The 14776-nt window shown below is 68.9% G+C and carries 16 protein-coding genes; 10 read left to right on the top strand and 6 right to left on the bottom strand.

Annotated features, from left to right (window positions below):
* Positions 1–84 precede the first annotated feature (84 nt).
* From ACFXMV_RS22025 to ACFXMV_RS22015, 3 genes are all read left to right on the top strand, one after another.
* A complete protein-coding gene (locus ACFXMV_RS22025; protein WP_378503603.1) occupies positions 85–1485 on the top strand; it encodes an Ig-like domain-containing protein in 1401 nt (466 codons plus the stop codon).
* Positions 1486–1608: 123 nt separating this feature from the next.
* Positions 1609–2451 carry an SDR family oxidoreductase gene (locus tag ACFXMV_RS22020; RefSeq protein WP_378501173.1) on the top strand — a complete coding sequence of 281 codons (843 nt, stop codon included), beginning with the start codon at positions 1609–1611 and terminating at the stop codon, positions 2449–2451.
* A gap of 204 nt (positions 2452–2655) precedes the next feature.
* Positions 2656–3552, top strand: a complete 897-nt coding sequence (locus ACFXMV_RS22015; RefSeq protein ID WP_378501174.1) for a pentapeptide repeat-containing protein — start codon at positions 2656–2658, stop codon at positions 3550–3552.
* A gap of 83 nt (positions 3553–3635) precedes the next feature.
* Here ACFXMV_RS22015 and ACFXMV_RS22010 read toward each other — a convergent pair whose 3' ends face one another.
* Positions 3636–4319: an ABC transporter ATP-binding protein gene (locus ACFXMV_RS22010; RefSeq protein WP_378501175.1), complete on the bottom strand. Its 684-nt coding sequence runs from the start codon at positions 4317–4319 to the stop codon at positions 3636–3638.
* Between the two features lie 37 nt (positions 4320–4356).
* Positions 4357–5424 (bottom strand): ABC transporter permease, encoded by a 1068-nt coding sequence (locus ACFXMV_RS22005; RefSeq protein ID WP_378503602.1) that lies wholly within the window; start codon positions 5422–5424, stop codon positions 4357–4359.
* A 127-nt stretch (positions 5425–5551) separates the two neighbouring features.
* Between ACFXMV_RS22005 and ACFXMV_RS22000 the strand changes: the two genes are divergently transcribed.
* Together ACFXMV_RS22000 and ACFXMV_RS21995 are read left to right on the top strand one after the other, a co-directional pair.
* On the top strand, positions 5552–6769 hold the full coding sequence (locus tag ACFXMV_RS22000; RefSeq protein WP_378503601.1) for a sensor histidine kinase: 1218 nt from the start codon (positions 5552–5554) through the stop codon (positions 6767–6769).
* Entirely contained in the window at positions 6766–7398 is a 633-nt protein-coding gene (locus ACFXMV_RS21995) for a response regulator (protein ID WP_378501906.1), read from the top strand. Before ACFXMV_RS22000 ends, ACFXMV_RS21995 begins: the two co-directional genes overlap by 4 nt.
* A gap of 32 nt (positions 7399–7430) precedes the next feature.
* Here ACFXMV_RS21995 and soxR read toward each other — a convergent pair whose 3' ends face one another.
* Positions 7431–7895 (bottom strand): redox-sensitive transcriptional activator SoxR, encoded by a 465-nt coding sequence (soxR, locus tag ACFXMV_RS21990; protein ID WP_378501907.1) that lies wholly within the window; start codon positions 7893–7895, stop codon positions 7431–7433.
* A 95-nt stretch (positions 7896–7990) separates the two neighbouring features.
* On the opposite strand from soxR, the gene ACFXMV_RS21985 reads away from it, so the two are divergent.
* Entirely contained in the window at positions 7991–9217 is a 1227-nt protein-coding gene (locus tag ACFXMV_RS21985; protein ID WP_378501908.1) for an arginine deiminase, read from the top strand.
* 70 nt (positions 9218–9287) lie between these two features.
* Here the strand turns inward: ACFXMV_RS21985 and arsC are convergent, their stop codons facing one another.
* The gene (arsC, locus tag ACFXMV_RS21980) at positions 9288–9641 is read right to left on the bottom strand and encodes an arsenate reductase (glutaredoxin) (RefSeq protein ID WP_378499370.1); all 354 of its coding nucleotides are present in this window, start codon (positions 9639–9641) and stop codon (positions 9288–9290) included.
* A 117-nt stretch (positions 9642–9758) separates the two neighbouring features.
* Between arsC and ACFXMV_RS21975 the strand changes: the two genes are divergently transcribed.
* The gene (locus tag ACFXMV_RS21975; protein ID WP_378499369.1) at positions 9759–10187 is read left to right on the top strand and encodes a nuclear transport factor 2 family protein; all 429 of its coding nucleotides are present in this window, start codon (positions 9759–9761) and stop codon (positions 10185–10187) included.
* Positions 10188–10215: 28 nt separating this feature from the next.
* Positions 10216–10575, top strand: a complete 360-nt coding sequence (locus ACFXMV_RS21970; protein WP_378499368.1) for a GntR family transcriptional regulator — start codon at positions 10216–10218, stop codon at positions 10573–10575.
* Between the two features lie 5 nt (positions 10576–10580).
* Here the strand turns inward: ACFXMV_RS21970 and ACFXMV_RS21965 are convergent, their stop codons facing one another.
* Entirely contained in the window at positions 10581–10958 is a 378-nt protein-coding gene (locus ACFXMV_RS21965) for a DoxX family protein (protein ID WP_378499367.1), read from the bottom strand.
* A gap of 153 nt (positions 10959–11111) precedes the next feature.
* Between ACFXMV_RS21965 and ACFXMV_RS21960 the strand changes: the two genes are divergently transcribed.
* Both ACFXMV_RS21960 and ACFXMV_RS21955 read left to right on the top strand, forming a co-directional pair.
* Positions 11112–11540: a DoxX family protein gene (locus ACFXMV_RS21960; protein WP_378499366.1), complete on the top strand. Its 429-nt coding sequence runs from the start codon at positions 11112–11114 to the stop codon at positions 11538–11540.
* Between the two features lie 83 nt (positions 11541–11623).
* Complete coding sequence (locus ACFXMV_RS21955) at positions 11624–13258, top strand: BCCT family transporter (RefSeq protein ID WP_378499365.1); 1635 nt, start codon at positions 11624–11626, stop codon at positions 13256–13258.
* A gap of 7 nt (positions 13259–13265) precedes the next feature.
* Here ACFXMV_RS21955 and ACFXMV_RS21950 read toward each other — a convergent pair whose 3' ends face one another.
* Positions 13266–14774: a dolichyl-phosphate-mannose--protein mannosyltransferase gene (locus ACFXMV_RS21950; protein WP_378499371.1), complete on the bottom strand. Its 1509-nt coding sequence runs from the start codon at positions 14772–14774 to the stop codon at positions 13266–13268.
* Positions 14775–14776: the final 2 nt, after the last annotated feature.

Here is a 14776-nt window from a genome sequence, read left to right as displayed (position 1 = left end):
TCCGTAGCGGGTGGTTCGGATTCCGTGACGACACACCAGGGCACCCCAACATGTGTGGGCGCCCTCATCTTTGGGAGGAAATGCATGTCGGGGAGGACTGTGCGTCGCACCATCGCGATGACGGGTGCGTTTGCCGTCACCGCGGGGTTCGCGGTGACGATGGGAGCGGGTGCCGCGGGCGCCGCGCCAGGAACGATCACATGGGCGGACGGGGGTAAGAACTTCACCCGCACGATCAGCAATGTCGCCCCGCTCGAGGGCGAGGTGGTCACGGTGTCGACGACAATCGCCGGGACGGACACGGTCACATTCTTCGAGGACCACCGCAACACCTGCCTCACCTATAAGAAGGACTCGGCGAAGGTTGCCGGCCTTCCCGTGCCCCTGGCGAGCAACGGGGCGGGCCTGCTCCGGGTCTCGGGCAGCTGGGACGCGTCCACCTCGCCGACCTTCGAGTTCCAGTACGTGATCGGGGCCAACTGTGCCCGTGAGGTGGCGCTGAACACCGGTCTCAAGTACGGCGCCGCGGCATCCTCGGGTGAGAACCTCACCCTTGGGCCGGCGTACGTGGTGGCCAAGAACGTCAGCACCACGGTGCTCGAGCCGGTCGGCCCGCTCAAGGCGGGCACTGAGTCGACGCTGACCGCGAAGACGCTCGGCGGCCGCGCGGGCGACCTGGTGAAGTTCTTCTCGGGTACGAACGAGATCGGTACGGCGGCACTGGATGACGCCGGCGCCGCGGCGTTCAAGTGGAAGCCGGCCGCCAACCAGGCCGGTCCGCACGACCTGACCGCGAAGTTCCTGGCGACGCCGTTCGCGACCGAGTCGGTCTCGGCGGTGCAGTCGGTGACCGTTGATCCGGGCGACCAGACGACCCAGACGACGCTGATCATGCCCAGCAGTTCCCCGATCAACGTAGACGTGATCATCGAGGCGCAGGTCTCGCCCTTCCCGGGCGCAGGCACGGTGACGTTCAAGAACGGACTGACCGAGCTGGGGACCTCCCCGGTCGGCGCCGACGGCAAGGCCAGCGTGACGCAGAACTTCGCGGTGGCAGGCAACAAGACGATCACCGCGGTCTTCTCCGGCGCACCCGGCTTCGCCGGCTCCACCGCGACGGCGCAGACCCTCAACATCACGGATCCGGGCGCGGCGGATGTCGCGACCACGATCACCCTGAATGTGCCTGCGGTCGCGCAGAAGGGCGTCTACGTCTTCCTGCGGGCAAACATCGCGCCGCGGGCGACCGGCGGTACGGTCCAGTTCTTCAGCGGACCCGAGCCGCTCGGCAACCCGGCCCCCGTGAAGGATGGAAACGGCACGCAGAGCTACCTCTTCACCACGAGCGGTCTGCGCGACGTCCGCGCGGTGTACTCAGGTGCGCCGGGCTTCCTCCCCTCCGAGGCGTCCACGACGATCACCATCCAGGATGAGCCGGTGCCCGGCCCCGGTGGCGGCAGTTCCATGCCGACGTTCGGTTCCTGAGAACTGATCGATCCAGATAGCTGATCCACCCATGGCGCCCCGTCCCGGACTTCACCGGGGCGGGGCGCCGCATTTGGATAGACTCCGCGTGATCGACAGGGACGACGGTTAGGGGAGGACATCGTGAGGGACCTGCGGGGTAAGAAGTGCCTGATCACCGGCGCGGGCAGCGGGATTGGGCGGGCGACTGCCCTTGCCTCCGCGGCGGAGGGCGCGGAGCTGTTCCTCACCGACATCAACGAGGTCGGTCTGGCGGAGACCGTCGCGATGATTGCAGGCACGGGCGTTGTGGTGACTGCAGCGACGGCGCTGGACGTGTCTGACTACGACGCCGTCACCGCGTGGGCGACGGAGGTCCACGGCGCGCACGGCAGCATGGACGTGGTGATGAACGTCGCGGGCATCTCCGCCTGGGGCACCGTCGAAAACCTCGAACACCGGCACTGGAAGTCGATGGTCGACGTCAACCTCATGGGGCCGATCCACATCATCGAGAACTTCGTGCCGCCGATGGTGCGCGCGGGTCGAGGCGGGCACCTGGTCAACGTCTCCTCCGCGGCTGGCCTGCTCGCGTTGCCCTGGCACGCCGCATACAGCGCCAGCAAGTTCGGCCTCCGGGGCGTCTCCGAGGTCCTGCGCTTCGACCTGAAGCGGCACGGCATCGGCGTCAGCCTCGTCGTTCCGGGCGGGGTGAAGACCCCGCTGGTCGGAACCGTGCAGATCGCCGGGGTGGACCGCGACGATCCGCGGGTGCGAAAGCTGGTGCACCGCTTCGAGAAACGTGCGGTCTCGCCGGAAAAGGTCGCGGATTGCATCGTCCGCGGCATCAAGAAGAACCGCTACCTGGTCTACACCTCCAACGACATCCGGTTCGGCTACTGGTGGGCGCGAAAGTTCGCGCCGCCGTACGAGTTCGTGATGCAGAAGGCCAACGACCAGTTCAGCAAGTTCCTGCCGCCCGTCTGAATCCCGGGTGCAGCGCCTTCTCGGGTCTGGGGATTCTGCCCCAAGTGCATGAACAGACCGTGATCATCAATCCCCCTGCGTGTAGTCCGCGTCGCTGGCATGGTCTTGGGATGGGTGCGCTGGTGTGCCAGGCGACTGGCGTCAGCTCCCCTCCTGCCAAGACAGTCGAGTCTCCGATGAACAGGGGTTCAAATGACGTCGTCGATGAAAGCTTCTTCACGGATCGGTCGTGGCTGGGCGCGACAGTGCGGTGCGGTGGTGCTCGGTGTCGGGGTGGTCGCGGCCGGATCGATGGCGGTGGCCCCGGTCGCCGCGGCGGACATCGTCATCGGCACATGCACAATCGTTGACAATCCCACCCCGGCCACCCATACGGTTTGCCCCAATGCGGACCTGTCCGGCCAGGACCTGTCGGGATTGGATCTGTCCTACGCCGAGTTGGCAGGCGCGAGCTTCGTCGCGTCGAGCCTGAACTCCGCGAACCTGACCGACGCGGACCTCACCGGTGCCCTGATCGGCATCGACGTGGGGACCACCGACCTGGACAACGCGGACGTCACCGATGCGATCTTCACCAACACGGCAGTGAGCCCCGGCAACCAGAACGTCGCGGCCGACCCGGGCGGGACCGCGACGGTCACCTGGAACGACCCCACCCAGGACCACGGTTGGGGCCTCACCCTAGGGCCGTGCGCCCCCGCGTCGGGCAGCGTGTTCTCGGTCGGAACGACGCCGGTCACCTGCGGCGTCAGTTCTGGCGCCGGCGGTCCGGGAACCCTCACCTTCGACGTCGCGGTGGATCCGTTCGGTGACGCCCCCACCATCTCGGGCACTCCGCCGGCGGGCACCGTCGGCGCCGCGTACAACTTCGCATTCACCGTCGCAGGCACCCCGGTCCCGACGGTGACCACGACGGACCCGCTGCCTGCCGGGCTCACCCTGTCCGCTGCCGGCGTGTTGGCGGGGACGCCCACCGCGGAGGGGTCGTTCCCGATCGCAATCACCGCGAGCAACGGCGTGGTTCCGGATGCCACCACCAACGTGACCATCGAGATCTCACCCGCTTCGAGCGGGTCGCTTGAAGGCCTGTTCGGAAGTTAGCGGCTGTTCGCCAAGTGAAGCGAAGCGCCCCACACTCACCATGGGTGTGGGGTGCTCGTCGTTTCGGGGGCTCACTCGTGTGACTACGCCGGCACACCCGCCCTCGTCAGGACCCCGCTGTGCATCTCGTAGACGTCGTCGACGAGATCGAGTTGTCCGAGGTCGTGGGTGACCATGACGATCGCCACGTCGCGTTCGCGGCTGAGAGTGGCCAGCAGACCGACGATCTCGCGGCTGCGGTCCTCGTCCAGCGCCGAGGTCGGCTCGTCCACCAGCAGCACCGACGGATCGTTCATCAGGCTCCGCGCGATCGCGACCCGCTGCCGCTGACCGCCGGAGAGCTGGTGCGGTCGCCGGTCGAGTTGCTTCTCGAGTCCCAACGAGGACAGCAGGTCCCGGGCCCGCGCGCGCTGGCCGCGGACGCTGCCGCCGCCCAGGTGGGTGATCATCAAGAGTTGCTCGGTGGCGGTCAGCGAGGCCAGCAGGTTGGACTGCTGGAACACGAAGCCGAGCTGTTCGCGGCGCATGGTGGTGCGCGCCGCCCGGTCCAGGCCGGTGACGTCGGTGCCGTCGATGGTGACGGTGCCCGAATCGGGCGTGATCAGCAGACCGGCGACGGCGAGCAGGCTGGACTTGCCGGACCCGGACGGCCCGGTGATCGCGACCAGCTCGCTGCGGTCGACGGCGAAGTTCACCTCGTCGAGGGCGCGCAGCCGGGCGTCGCCGTCGGGGTAGGTCAGGACGGTGTCGGTCAGGGTGATGCTCATGTGGTTCTCCTGTGTTCGGGTCGACGGCAGTCGGGGTTCAGCGCGCGGCACCGAGCGCGGTCAGCGGGTCCACCTTCACGATGCGGGCCAGCGCGGCGGTGGCGCCGAGCATGCCCAGCACGACCAGCGCGAAGAACGGGACCAGGGTGCCGGTCACCGTGAGGGTGAACGGGACCGCGTTCGCGGCCACCGCACCGAGCCCGACCGCGGCGAGGGTGCCGAGGCCCGCACCGAGGGTGAGGACGATCAGGCCCTGGCCGAGCGCGTCGCCGAGCAGGTACCGGGTGGAGGCGCCGACGGCCTTGAGGACGGCGAGGTCCTGGCCCCGCTGAATGGTCCAGATCGTGAAGAAGGCGCCGACGACGAGCGCGCTCACGATCAGCAGCATGACCTGCATCAGCAGCAGTGAGCTGTGCTCGGAGGTGTATGCGCCGATGGCGTTGATCGCGCCCTTCTCGTCGGTGATGGCGGTGCCGGTGACGGATTCGGCGGCGGACGCGTCGAAGTCGCCGGAGGTGCGCAGCGCGATCACCGTGCCCTCGCTGCCGCCCGCGGTCGGCAGCAGGTGCCAGTCGGCGAGGTCGAGCCACACCACCGACTGGTGGCTGTAGTACGAATCGTCGACGAGCGCGCTGATCGTCAGCGGTCGTCCGGAGAGGTCGACGGTGTCACCGACGGCCCACCCGTTGTCGTCCGCGAGCGTGCGGTCGACCGCGATCTCGCCCGCGCGCAGCGGGGTGGGCGCGGCGAACGAGTCGCCGGCCACGCCGAAGCCGCTGGCACTGACGTCGCGGCCGCCGACGGTGACCCGCACCGGCGCGATGCCGAGGACCGAGGCCGCATCCACGCCCGGGGTCGACGCGAGCTGGGCCCGCTGGGCGTCGGTGACCTGCGAGTCGGTGAACGCGACCTTCTGGCCCTCGGCGGGTGCGCCGAACGCGAACCGGTCCGCGCCCACGTTCTGGATCGCCGCGATCGACTGGTTCCCGAGCCCGGCGGTGAGCCCGGAGAGCATCACCACCATCAGCGAGATGAGGAACAGGACGGTGCTCATGAGAGCGAAGCGGCCCTTGGCGAATCGGAGGTCACGGATACTGAGGAACATGGCTTCCAGCCTGGCGAAGTGCGCCGGTCCTTGCATCGCGCAACGGATGGGTGCCCGGATCAATCGAAAGTGGGAGATCCGCGATCGCGGCCGGTCAGGGCCCCGAGGTGGTGTTAGCGTGGATGAAATGCTGTTGCCGGAGTACCGCCATGACCGTGGCCCGACGCCGGTTCTGCGCATCATGCAGTTCGGCGCGCACGGGCTGTTCGTCGTCCTTCTCGCGGTCGGGGTCGCCCGGGCCGCCGTCGATGAGCCGCATCCGCTGCCCGCCTTGGTGCTCGCCGCGGCGGTGTTGGCGTGGTACCTGCTCGGGGTGTGGTTCGCCCGTCAAGCCGCTGACGCAGCAGGCGATCGCGACTGGTACGGACCGCTGTGGCTGGGGATCCTGGTGCTCGGATGGCTCGGCCTGACGGCGCTCGGCTCCGGGTTCGTGTGGGTGGCGTTTCCGCTGTTCTTCCTGTGCTTCCACCTGCTCTCGACCAGGGTCGCGCTCGCCGCGACGGTCGTCATCACCGCGGTCGCCGTCGCGGCCTCGCTGTGGCACGGCAGCACCAACACCGTCGCGTCGTTCCTCGGTCCGATCTTCGGTGCCACCGCAGCGGCGGGGATGGCGGTGATCTACCAGCAGTTGCTGCGCGACACCCAGCAGCGTCAGCGTCTGTTGGACGAGCTGACCCGGTCGCACGACGAATTGCTCAGCGCCCAAGACGAACTGGCGGCGCTGCAGCGCGAGGCGGGCGCCGTCGCCGAGCGTGCGCGGCTGGCCCGCGACATCCACGACACCCTCGCGCAGGGCTTCTCGTCCATCGTGCTGTTGGCGCGGGCGGGTCAGCGCGGCGACGACCAGCAGGCGATCCTTGCGCAGATCGCGGAGACCGCCCAGGACAACCTCGGCGAGGCGCGCCGGGTGGTCGGGGCGCTGACGCCGTCTGCGCTCGAGGAAGCCTCGCTGGAGTCGGCGCTTGGCCGTCAGCTGGCGCAGTTGCAGCAGCACACCGGGATCGTCGGCGTGCTGCGCGTCGATGGGGATCCGGCGCCGCTGCCGATGGACTTCGACGTGGCGCTGCTGCGGGTCGCGCAGAGCGCGCTGGCGAACGTCCGGCTGCACTCGCGGGCAGCGCAGGTGCGGGTGACTCTGAGCTACGACCAGGACGAGGTGCGCCTCGATGTCGTGGACGACGGGGTCGGCTTCGATCCGGGCTCGGTCACCGACCCGGCCTCGTTCGGGCTGCGGTCGATGCGCGACCGGCTCCGCACCCTGGGTGGTTCGTTGGTGGTCGAATCGACGCCGGGCGACGGAACCGCGCTCGCGGCAACGCTTCCCGTCGTCGGGGGTCCGGCATGACCGAATCGGAGTTGCGCCTGTTGCTGGTTGACGATCACCCGGTGGTCCGGGCGGGACTGCGCGCCCTGTTGTCCTCGCACGAGGGCCTGGACGTGGTGGCGGAGGCGTCGTCGGGTGAGCAGGCCCTGGAGTTGGTGGAGAGTGAACGGCCGGACGTTGTGCTGATGGACCTGCGTCTCGGTGCGGGCATGGACGGCGCGCAGTCCACCGCCGCGATCATGGCGCGACCGGACCCGCCGCGGGTGGTGGTGCTGACCACCTACGACACCGACGCCGACATCCTGCGCGCGGTCGAGGCGGGCGCGGCCGGGTACCTGCTCAAGGACAGCGATCCGCAGGTGCTGCTGGACGCGGTGTGGGCAGCATCCAGGGGCGAGACCGTGCTCAATCCGGATGTGGCGCAACGGCTGTACCGCCGGATCCGCGAGCCGCGGGTGGACCTGAGCGCCCGCGAGACCGAGATCGTCGGGCTGGTCGCGGACGGGTTGTCGAACCGGGCGATCGCCAAGCAGTTGTTCGTCACCGAGGCGACCGTGAAGTCGCATCTGGTCCATGTGTTCTCGAAGCTCGGCGTGGACAGCAGGACGGCCGCGGTGGCGGCGGCGCGGGAGCGCGGCCTGGTGCGCTGAGACCTGGTGCGCTGCGACCTGGGGTCGTTCGTTCAGTGGCGCAGGCGAACGTCGAGCACCCGGGCCCCAGGCCCGGCGGTGGCGAGGCGGTCGTGCGGGTTCGCCAGCGCGCAACTGCTCATCGACAGGCATCCGCAGCCGATGCAGCCGGTGAGGTTGTCGCGGAGCCGGGTGAGCTGCTCGATGCGCTGGTCGAGGTCGGCGTGCCAGCTCGTCGAGAGTCGTTCCCAGTCGGCCCGGGTCGGGGTCCGGCCCTCGGGCAGGGTGTCGAGCGCCTCGCGGATCTCCGCGAGCGGGATGCCGACCTGCTGGGAGATCCGGATGAAGGCCACCCGGCGCAGCGTGTCCCGCGCGTAGCGACGCTGGTTCCCGCTGGTTCGGCGGCTCTCGATCAGCCCCTCACGCTCGTAGAAGTGCAACGCGGACACGGCAACCCCGCTTCGCTCGGACAGTTGCCCTGGCGTGAGTTCCTTGGCCTTCCAGTCCGGCATCTCCATCGGCGTCTCCCGTCGTAGACCTCGACCATAGTTGAGGAATGGCCGTCCGCGGCGTAGCCCTCGCGGGGCGGCCGTACGCGCATTACCGTCTAGCCATGGAGCGCAGCGCCGTGGAGGGTTCGTCCGTGCTGGGGGCCGACTCCGAGGTGGGCACCCTGCGTGCCGTGCTGTTGCACCGCCCCGGCGACGAGCTCAAGCGGCTGACCCCGCGCAACAACGACCAACTGCTCTTCGACGGATTGCCGTGGGTGGACCGCGCGCAGGAGGAGCACGACGCCTTCGCCGCGTTGCTTCGTTCGCGAGGGGTGGAGGTGCTGCTGCTGTCCGAGGTGCTCACCGAGGCGTTGACGGTCAGCGGCGCCGCCCGCATGCAGGGTATTTCGGCGGCCGTCGACCCCCGCAGGCTCGGGCACCCGCTCGCGCAGGAGCTCGCCGCGTATCTGCGGAGCGTCCCGCCGGCGGCGCTGGCCACCATCCTGACCGCGGGCCTGACCTTCGACGAGCTGCCGCTCGGCCCCGGCGGCGCGTCGCTGGTGCGTCGGATGCACCACGGCGGCGACTTCGTGATCGAGCCGCTACCGAACCTGCTGTTCACCAGGGACTCGTCGTTCTGGATCGGGGACCGGGTCGCGATCACCTCGCTGGCCCTGCCTGCCCGGGTCCGCGAGGCCTCGCTGACCGACCTGATCTACGCGCATCACCCCCGCTTTCTCGGGGTGCGCCGGGCCTACGAGTCGCACACGGCACCGGTCGAGGGTGGCGACGTGCTGCTGCTCGCTCCGGGGGTGGTGGCCGTCGGGGTGGGGGAGCGCACCACCCCCGCCGGGGCGGAGGCGTTGGCGCGCAGCGTCTTCGAGGATGATCTGGCGCACGCGGTGTTGGTGGTCCCGATCGCCCAGTCCCGGGCGTCGATGCATCTGGACACGGTGTGCACGATGGTCGACGTGGATGCGGTGGTGATGTACCCCGCGATACAGGACAGCCTGTCCGCGTTCACCATTCGCCGCGAGGACAACGGGGTCAGCATCCGCGGCGCGGAGCCGTTCCTGAAGGCGGCCGCCGACGCGATGGGGATCGGCAAGCTCCGGGTGATCGACACCGGACTCGACCACGTCACCGCCGAGCGCGAGCAGTGGGATGACGGGAACAACACCCTCGCCCTGGAGCCCGGAGTGGTGGTCGCCTACGAACGGAACGTCGAGACGAACTCCCGGCTGGAGGCGTCGGGCATCGAGGTGCTGCGCATCTCAGGGTCCGAGCTCGGCTCCGGGCGGGGCGGCCCGCGCTGCATGTCCTGCCCGGTCTCGCGGGACCCGCTGTGAGCAGCTGCGCTGCCCGTGCGCGGTTGACGGGTCTACGGACCCGTCAACCGCGCACGGGCGCCGAAGGCGCCTACAGGATCTCGCGCACCGATTCCGCAGGTCGGGCCAGCACGGTGCCCTTGGCGGTCACCACGATCGGCCGCTCGATCAGGATGGGGTTCTCCACCATGGCCTCGAGCAGTTCGTCCTCGCTCGCCTCGGCCAGGCCGAGCTCCTTGTAGCGGGCTTCCTTCTTGCGGATCGCCTCGCTCGGCTTGAGACCCGCGTCGTCGAGCAGCTTGCGCAGTCCGTCCCGCGACGGAGGCGTCTCGAGGTACTTGACGATGGTCGGCTCGATGCCGGCCTCCTCGATCAGCTTGAGGACGGTGCGCGAGGTGCTGCAGCGCTGGTTGTGGTAGATCGTCGCGTCGGCCATGAGAGCCATTGTCCCGGACCCGCGCTTCCCGTGGACCGGCGCATTCGGGTTCGGCCGCGGCGACGCTCAGGCGGGCCGATGTCGCATTCGCCGGCGCGCCCTCTGGTCGGTGCGCTTGTATGTGGCATGGACATGCAGACGATCTCCGACCGCATCGAGATAGCGGACCTGTTCACCCGCTACGCACACGCGGTGGACACCAAGGACTGGGCGCTCTACCGCACCGTGTTCACCCCCGATGCGCACATCGACTATTCCACCGCGGGCGGTCCGTGCGGCGACGTGGAGTTCGTCGTCTCTCAGCTGGCGACGATGCTCGACCTGTTCGCGCAGACACAGCATTTCGTCTCGAACATCGACGTGGATCTCGACGGCGACCTGGCCCGGGTCCGGGCGATGTTCTTCAACCCGATGATCGTCAAGAAGGACAGGCAGTTCTTCTGCGGCGGCTGGTACAACCACGAGCTCGTCCGCACGCCCGAGGGCTGGCGCAGCCGCAGCCTGGTCGAGGAGTCGTCCTGGTTCGACGGTGTGGCGGAGGCGTTCGCCGAGTGACCACGACGTCGCGGGGTTAGCCTTTTTCATGCGCATCGACATCGACCCGCATTCGGCCACCGCGCCGTATGAGCAGCTGCGGCTGCAGATCCTCGACCGAGTGCGGCGCGGCGAGCTGATCGCGGGCACCAAGCTGCCGACGGTGCGGGCCCTCGCCGCGGAACTGGGGCTGGCGGCGAACACCGTCGCCCGCGCGTACCGGGAACTCGAGCAGCTCGGGGCGATCGAGACGCGGGGCAGGCTGGGGTCTTTCGTGGCCTCGATCGGCGACGCGTCGCTCGCCGCAGCGCAGCGCGCCGCCACCGATTACGTCGCGACGGTCCGCGGGCTCGGGCTCGGCGACGAGACCGCCGAGCGGTTGTTCAAAGCCGCGCTGCGCGGGGCCTGATCGGATCACCCCCAGCCGGCGAACCGTCCGATGGCGACGATCCCGGCGAGAACGGCAAGGGTGATGTTGACGGGCAGCATGGTGGCCGCCTCGCCACGTCGGACGTGGACCACCATTGCGCCGAGTTGCACGAGGACCAGGCCCACCGCGGCCCATGGGGTCAGTGCCTCCGCGATGCCCGTTGCCTGCGGCAGGATCAGGCCCGCCGCACCCAGCACCTCGGCTGTCCCGATGGCCTTGACCGCGCCGGGGGAGAAGTCCTTCGCCCAGCCGAGGTTCTTGTTGGCGGTGATCTTCTCGTACGGCATGACCAGTTTGAAAAGGCCCGCGGCGAGGTACACCGCCGCCAGCACGCCCGCGATGATCCACAGCGTCACGTTCATGATGCCTCCTGCAGGGTCGAGGTCTTCTCCCTCGATCCTGCTACAAGGCAGATGGGCCGCATAGAGGCCGCGCTGATGGTTGACGCTTCAACTACGGTGTGCCACAGTTGGAGGTGTTCCCGTCCGTCGCGCCGCATCGAAAAGGACACCATCATGAAATCCGCTGCATTCCGTGACCTCGCCATCCTGATCGCCCGAATCGGCATCGGCGTCATCTTCGTCGCCCACGGCTGGCAGAAGTTCTTCACCAACGGCATCGACAAGACGCAGGTCGCGTTCGACGGCATGGGTGCGCCCCTGCCGGAGATCTCCGCGATCGTCGCCGCGGTCGTCGAGCTGGTGGGCGGGTTCGCACTCATCGCGGGGATCGCCACGCCGATCGCCGGGATCCTGCTGTTCCTCGACATGGTCGGGGCGTTCGCCATCGTGCACTGGGACAAGGGCATCTTCGTCGGCGAAGGCGGCTACGAGCTGGTGGTCGCGCTCGGGGTCGGCTCGCTGTTGCTCGCCGCGACCGGCGCCGGACGGCTCAGCGTCGACGGGATCCTCCGCGGCAGATCGTCGGCAACCTCGGCCGCGTAGCGGGACTGAGCTGCTCGGATAGGTCGGCCTTCGACGCCTGTCGCGCTTGCTTTTGCCGGAGTGGGCAAGCAACGTAGGAGCACATGGCGTCGAATTCCGATCTACCCGAGCAGGATTCCGACCGCACCGACGAGGAGATCATCGGTCGCGTCCTGACGCGCACGACCGGCGTCCGGACCGACTATGTCGTGTTCGGCGTCACGGCCGTGATCGTCGCCGCGATCCTGCTCTGGGGCCTGATCGGCGCGGACAGCCTCGACTCCGTCACCGGGTCCGTGCTGGACTGGCTGGTGACCAACATGGGGTGGCTCTTCATCCTCGCCGCCACCGGATTCGTGTTGTTCTCGGTGTGGCTGGCGCTGAGCAAGTACGGCCGGATCCCGCTCGGGAAGGACGGCGAGAAGCCCGAGTTCAACACCGTCAGCTGGATCGCCATGATGTTCAGCGCGGGAATGGGCATCGGGCTCATGTACTTCGGCGTCGCCGAGCCACTTGCGCACTTCGTGACCCCGCCGCCGGGAACCGACGGCGGCGTCGGGACCGCGCTGGCGACCACCATGTTCCACTGGAGCCTGCATCCCTGGTCCACCTACGCGGTGGTGGGGTTGGCCCTCGCCTACGGCACCTACCGCCGCGGCCGCAAACAGCTCTTCAGCTCGGCGTTCGTCGCGCTGCTCGGCCGCCGCGCGGAGGGCCCGATCGGCAAGGTCATCGACATCCTGGCCATCTTCGCGACCATGTTCGGCACCGCAGCCTCGCTCGGGTTGGGCGCCTTGCAGATCGGCTCGGGCTTCGAGGTCGCCGGCTGGATGGAGGAGGCGGGCACCCTGCTGCTGGTCTCGATCGTCGCGGTGCTGACGCTGGTGTTCGTCGCGTCGGCGGTCTCGGGGGTGGCCAAGGGAATTCAGTGGCTCTCGAACATCAACATGGTGTTGGCGCTGTTGCTCGCGGTGTTCGTGTTCGTGCTCGGGCCGACGGTGCTGATCCTCAACCTGATTCCGACCACCCTCGGCGCGTACGCCGCCGAGATCGCGGAGATGTCCGCTCGCACAGCGGCATCGAGCAACCCGGACACCGCCGAGTGGCTGTCCTCGTGGACCATCTTCTACTGGGCCTGGTGGATCTCGTGGACCCCCTTCGTCGGAATGTTCCTGGCCCGCATCAGTCGTGGCCGCACGATCCGGGAGTTCGTGATCGGCGTGATCCTGGTCCCGAGTGTGGTCAGCCTGGTCTGGTTCTCGGTGTTCGGCGGCGCCGCCATCGGCGAGCAGCGCAGCGGCATCGACCTCGCGGGGCGCGGCAGTTCCGAATCCCAGCTCTTCGGGATGCTGGACAACCTGCCGCTGGCGGGCATTTCGACGGTCCTGGTGATGCTCCTGGTCTCGATTTTCTTCGTTTCCGGCGCCGACGCGGCGTCGATGGTGATGGGATCGCTCTCGCAGCGCGGCACCCTCGATCCCAGCCGGTGGGTGGTGGTCTTCTGGGGCCTGGCCACCGGCGGGGCCGCGGCCCTGCTGCTGTGGACCGGCGGCGAGGATGCTTTGCACGGACTGCAGACGATGACCATCATCGCCGCGGCGCCGTTCGTCGTGGTGATGATCGGGCTGTGCGTGTCCCTCTATCGAGACCTGTGCCACGATCCGATGATTTTGGAGGCCAAGGGGGCTCGGCGGCGACGGCCGCGTCAGCGCAGGAGCAGGGCGGGCGCCGACGCGTGACGGTCGGTCAGCGCCAGCTCGGCAGCCACAGCTGCTGTTGCCAGGCCTCCGGTGTGATCGGGAGCGCGGTGAGGATCGGCCAGAGCCAGACGAAGTTCGCGATCACCAGGCCGACGTAGAGGCAGACCGCGAGCAGGCCGGTGCCACGGCGTTCCGCCGACGACCGGGCACGTCCGATGATCTCGCCGAGCGCAAGGGCCAGTCCCATGACGAGGAAGGGCGCAAGCGCGACGGCGTAGAAGAAGTACATCTGCCGGTCCATGGTGACGAACCACGGCAGCAGCCCGGCGCCGTAGCCGGTGAGCACGGCCGCGTACCGCCAGTCCTTGGAGACCAGGGTGCGCCACAGTGCCCAGGCGAGCATCGGCAGCGCCAGCCACCACATCGCAGGCGTGCCGATCAACATGACCGCCTTGACGCAGCTCGATGCGCCGCATCCGGAGATCTGGTCGCCGTCGGCGAAGTAGTACAGCATCGGCCGCAGCCCCATCGGCCACGACCACGGCTTCGACTCCCACGGGTGCTGATTTCCCGCGGAATTGGTCAGCCCCGAATGGAATTCGAGCACGTTGCCGCTGTAGTACCAGAGCGAGCGCAGCGCGTCCGGAACGAACGCGAACTGCCCGCCGACGCCGACCTTGGTGCCCACCGCGTTCCGGTCGACGCCGGTCTCCGAGGCGAACCACGACCAGTAGCTCGCCAGGTACACCAGCACAGGAACGAGCACAAGGGCGTAGAGCGCGGGCCCCACATCCCGCAGCCCTGCGCCGACCCACGGCCGGCGGACCCCGTGGGCGCGCCGGGCAGCGACGTCGAACGCGACGCTCATGAGGCCGAAGAAGACGATGAAGTACACACCGGACCACTTTGTGCCGCACGCCAACCCGAGCAACACTCCCGCACCGAATCGCCACCAGCGGACACCGAGGCGCGGCCCGTAGGGGCTGTCGTGGATCCGGCCCTCGGCCCACACCAGGGCCATCCGCCCGCGCACCTCGTCGCGGTCCACCACGAGGCAGCCGAACGCCGCGACCACGAACACGGCCATGAAGATGTCCAGCATCCCGATCCGCGAGGACACGAAGGTGACGCCGTCGGCGATGAGCAGCAGCCCGGCGATCGCACCGACCAGGGTGGAGCGGGCCATCCGGCGCACGATCCGCACCACCAGCAGCACCAGGATGGTGCCCGCGACCGCGGACGCGAACCGCCAGCCCCAGCCGTTGTACCCGAAGATCGCCTCGCCGACGGCGATCAGCTGCTTGCCGATCGGCGGGTGCACCACCAGTCCGTAGCCGGGGTTGTCCTCGAGCCCACCGCCGGTGAGCACCTGCCAGCCCTGCGGCGCGTAGTGCTTCTCGTCGAACACCGGGGTACCCGCGTCGGTGGGATAGCCGAGCATGGCGAAGCGGGTGATCGCCGCCAGGGTGGTGAGGAAGATGGTGACGGCCCAGCCGCGCATCCGGTCGGTCGGGCCGAGGTCCCGGGCTGGCGCGGTCGGCGCCGGGCTGACGATTC

The sequence above is a fragment of the Rhodococcus sp. NPDC059179 genome, from assembly GCF_042754885.1.
Lineage (GTDB): Bacteria > Actinomycetota > Actinomycetes > Mycobacteriales > Mycobacteriaceae > Rhodococcus_G.
This window is presented reverse-complemented; position numbering and strand designations above follow the sequence as displayed.

What these genes read in the sequence shown, in the direction of transcription:
- ACFXMV_RS22025 (WP_378503603.1), top strand. Translation starts at nt 85, where the DNA reads ATGTCGGGGAGGACTGTGCGTCGCACCATCGCGATGACGGGTGCGTTT.
- ACFXMV_RS22015 (WP_378501174.1), top strand. Translation starts at nt 2,656, where the DNA reads ATGAAAGCTTCTTCACGGATCGGTCGTGGCTGGGCGCGACAGTGCGGT.
- ACFXMV_RS22010 (WP_378501175.1), bottom strand. Translation starts at nt 4,319, where the DNA reads ATGAGCATCACCCTGACCGACACCGTCCTGACCTACCCCGACGGCGAC.
- ACFXMV_RS22005 (WP_378503602.1), bottom strand. Translation starts at nt 5,424, where the DNA reads ATGTTCCTCAGTATCCGTGACCTCCGATTCGCCAAGGGCCGCTTCGCT.
- ACFXMV_RS22000 (WP_378503601.1), top strand. Translation starts at nt 5,552, where the DNA reads ATGCTGTTGCCGGAGTACCGCCATGACCGTGGCCCGACGCCGGTTCTG.
- ACFXMV_RS21995 (WP_378501906.1), top strand. Translation starts at nt 6,766, where the DNA reads ATGACCGAATCGGAGTTGCGCCTGTTGCTGGTTGACGATCACCCGGTG.
- soxR (WP_378501907.1), bottom strand. Translation starts at nt 7,895, where the DNA reads ATGGAGATGCCGGACTGGAAGGCCAAGGAACTCACGCCAGGGCAACTG.
- ACFXMV_RS21985 (WP_378501908.1), top strand. Translation starts at nt 7,991, where the DNA reads ATGGAGCGCAGCGCCGTGGAGGGTTCGTCCGTGCTGGGGGCCGACTCC.
- arsC (WP_378499370.1), bottom strand. Translation starts at nt 9,641, where the DNA reads ATGGCTCTCATGGCCGACGCGACGATCTACCACAACCAGCGCTGCAGC.
- ACFXMV_RS21975 (WP_378499369.1), top strand. Translation starts at nt 9,759, where the DNA reads ATGGACATGCAGACGATCTCCGACCGCATCGAGATAGCGGACCTGTTC.
- ACFXMV_RS21970 (WP_378499368.1), top strand. Translation starts at nt 10,216, where the DNA reads ATGCGCATCGACATCGACCCGCATTCGGCCACCGCGCCGTATGAGCAG.
- ACFXMV_RS21965 (WP_378499367.1), bottom strand. Translation starts at nt 10,958, where the DNA reads ATGAACGTGACGCTGTGGATCATCGCGGGCGTGCTGGCGGCGGTGTAC.
- ACFXMV_RS21960 (WP_378499366.1), top strand. Translation starts at nt 11,112, where the DNA reads ATGAAATCCGCTGCATTCCGTGACCTCGCCATCCTGATCGCCCGAATC.
- ACFXMV_RS21955 (WP_378499365.1), top strand. Translation starts at nt 11,624, where the DNA reads ATGGCGTCGAATTCCGATCTACCCGAGCAGGATTCCGACCGCACCGAC.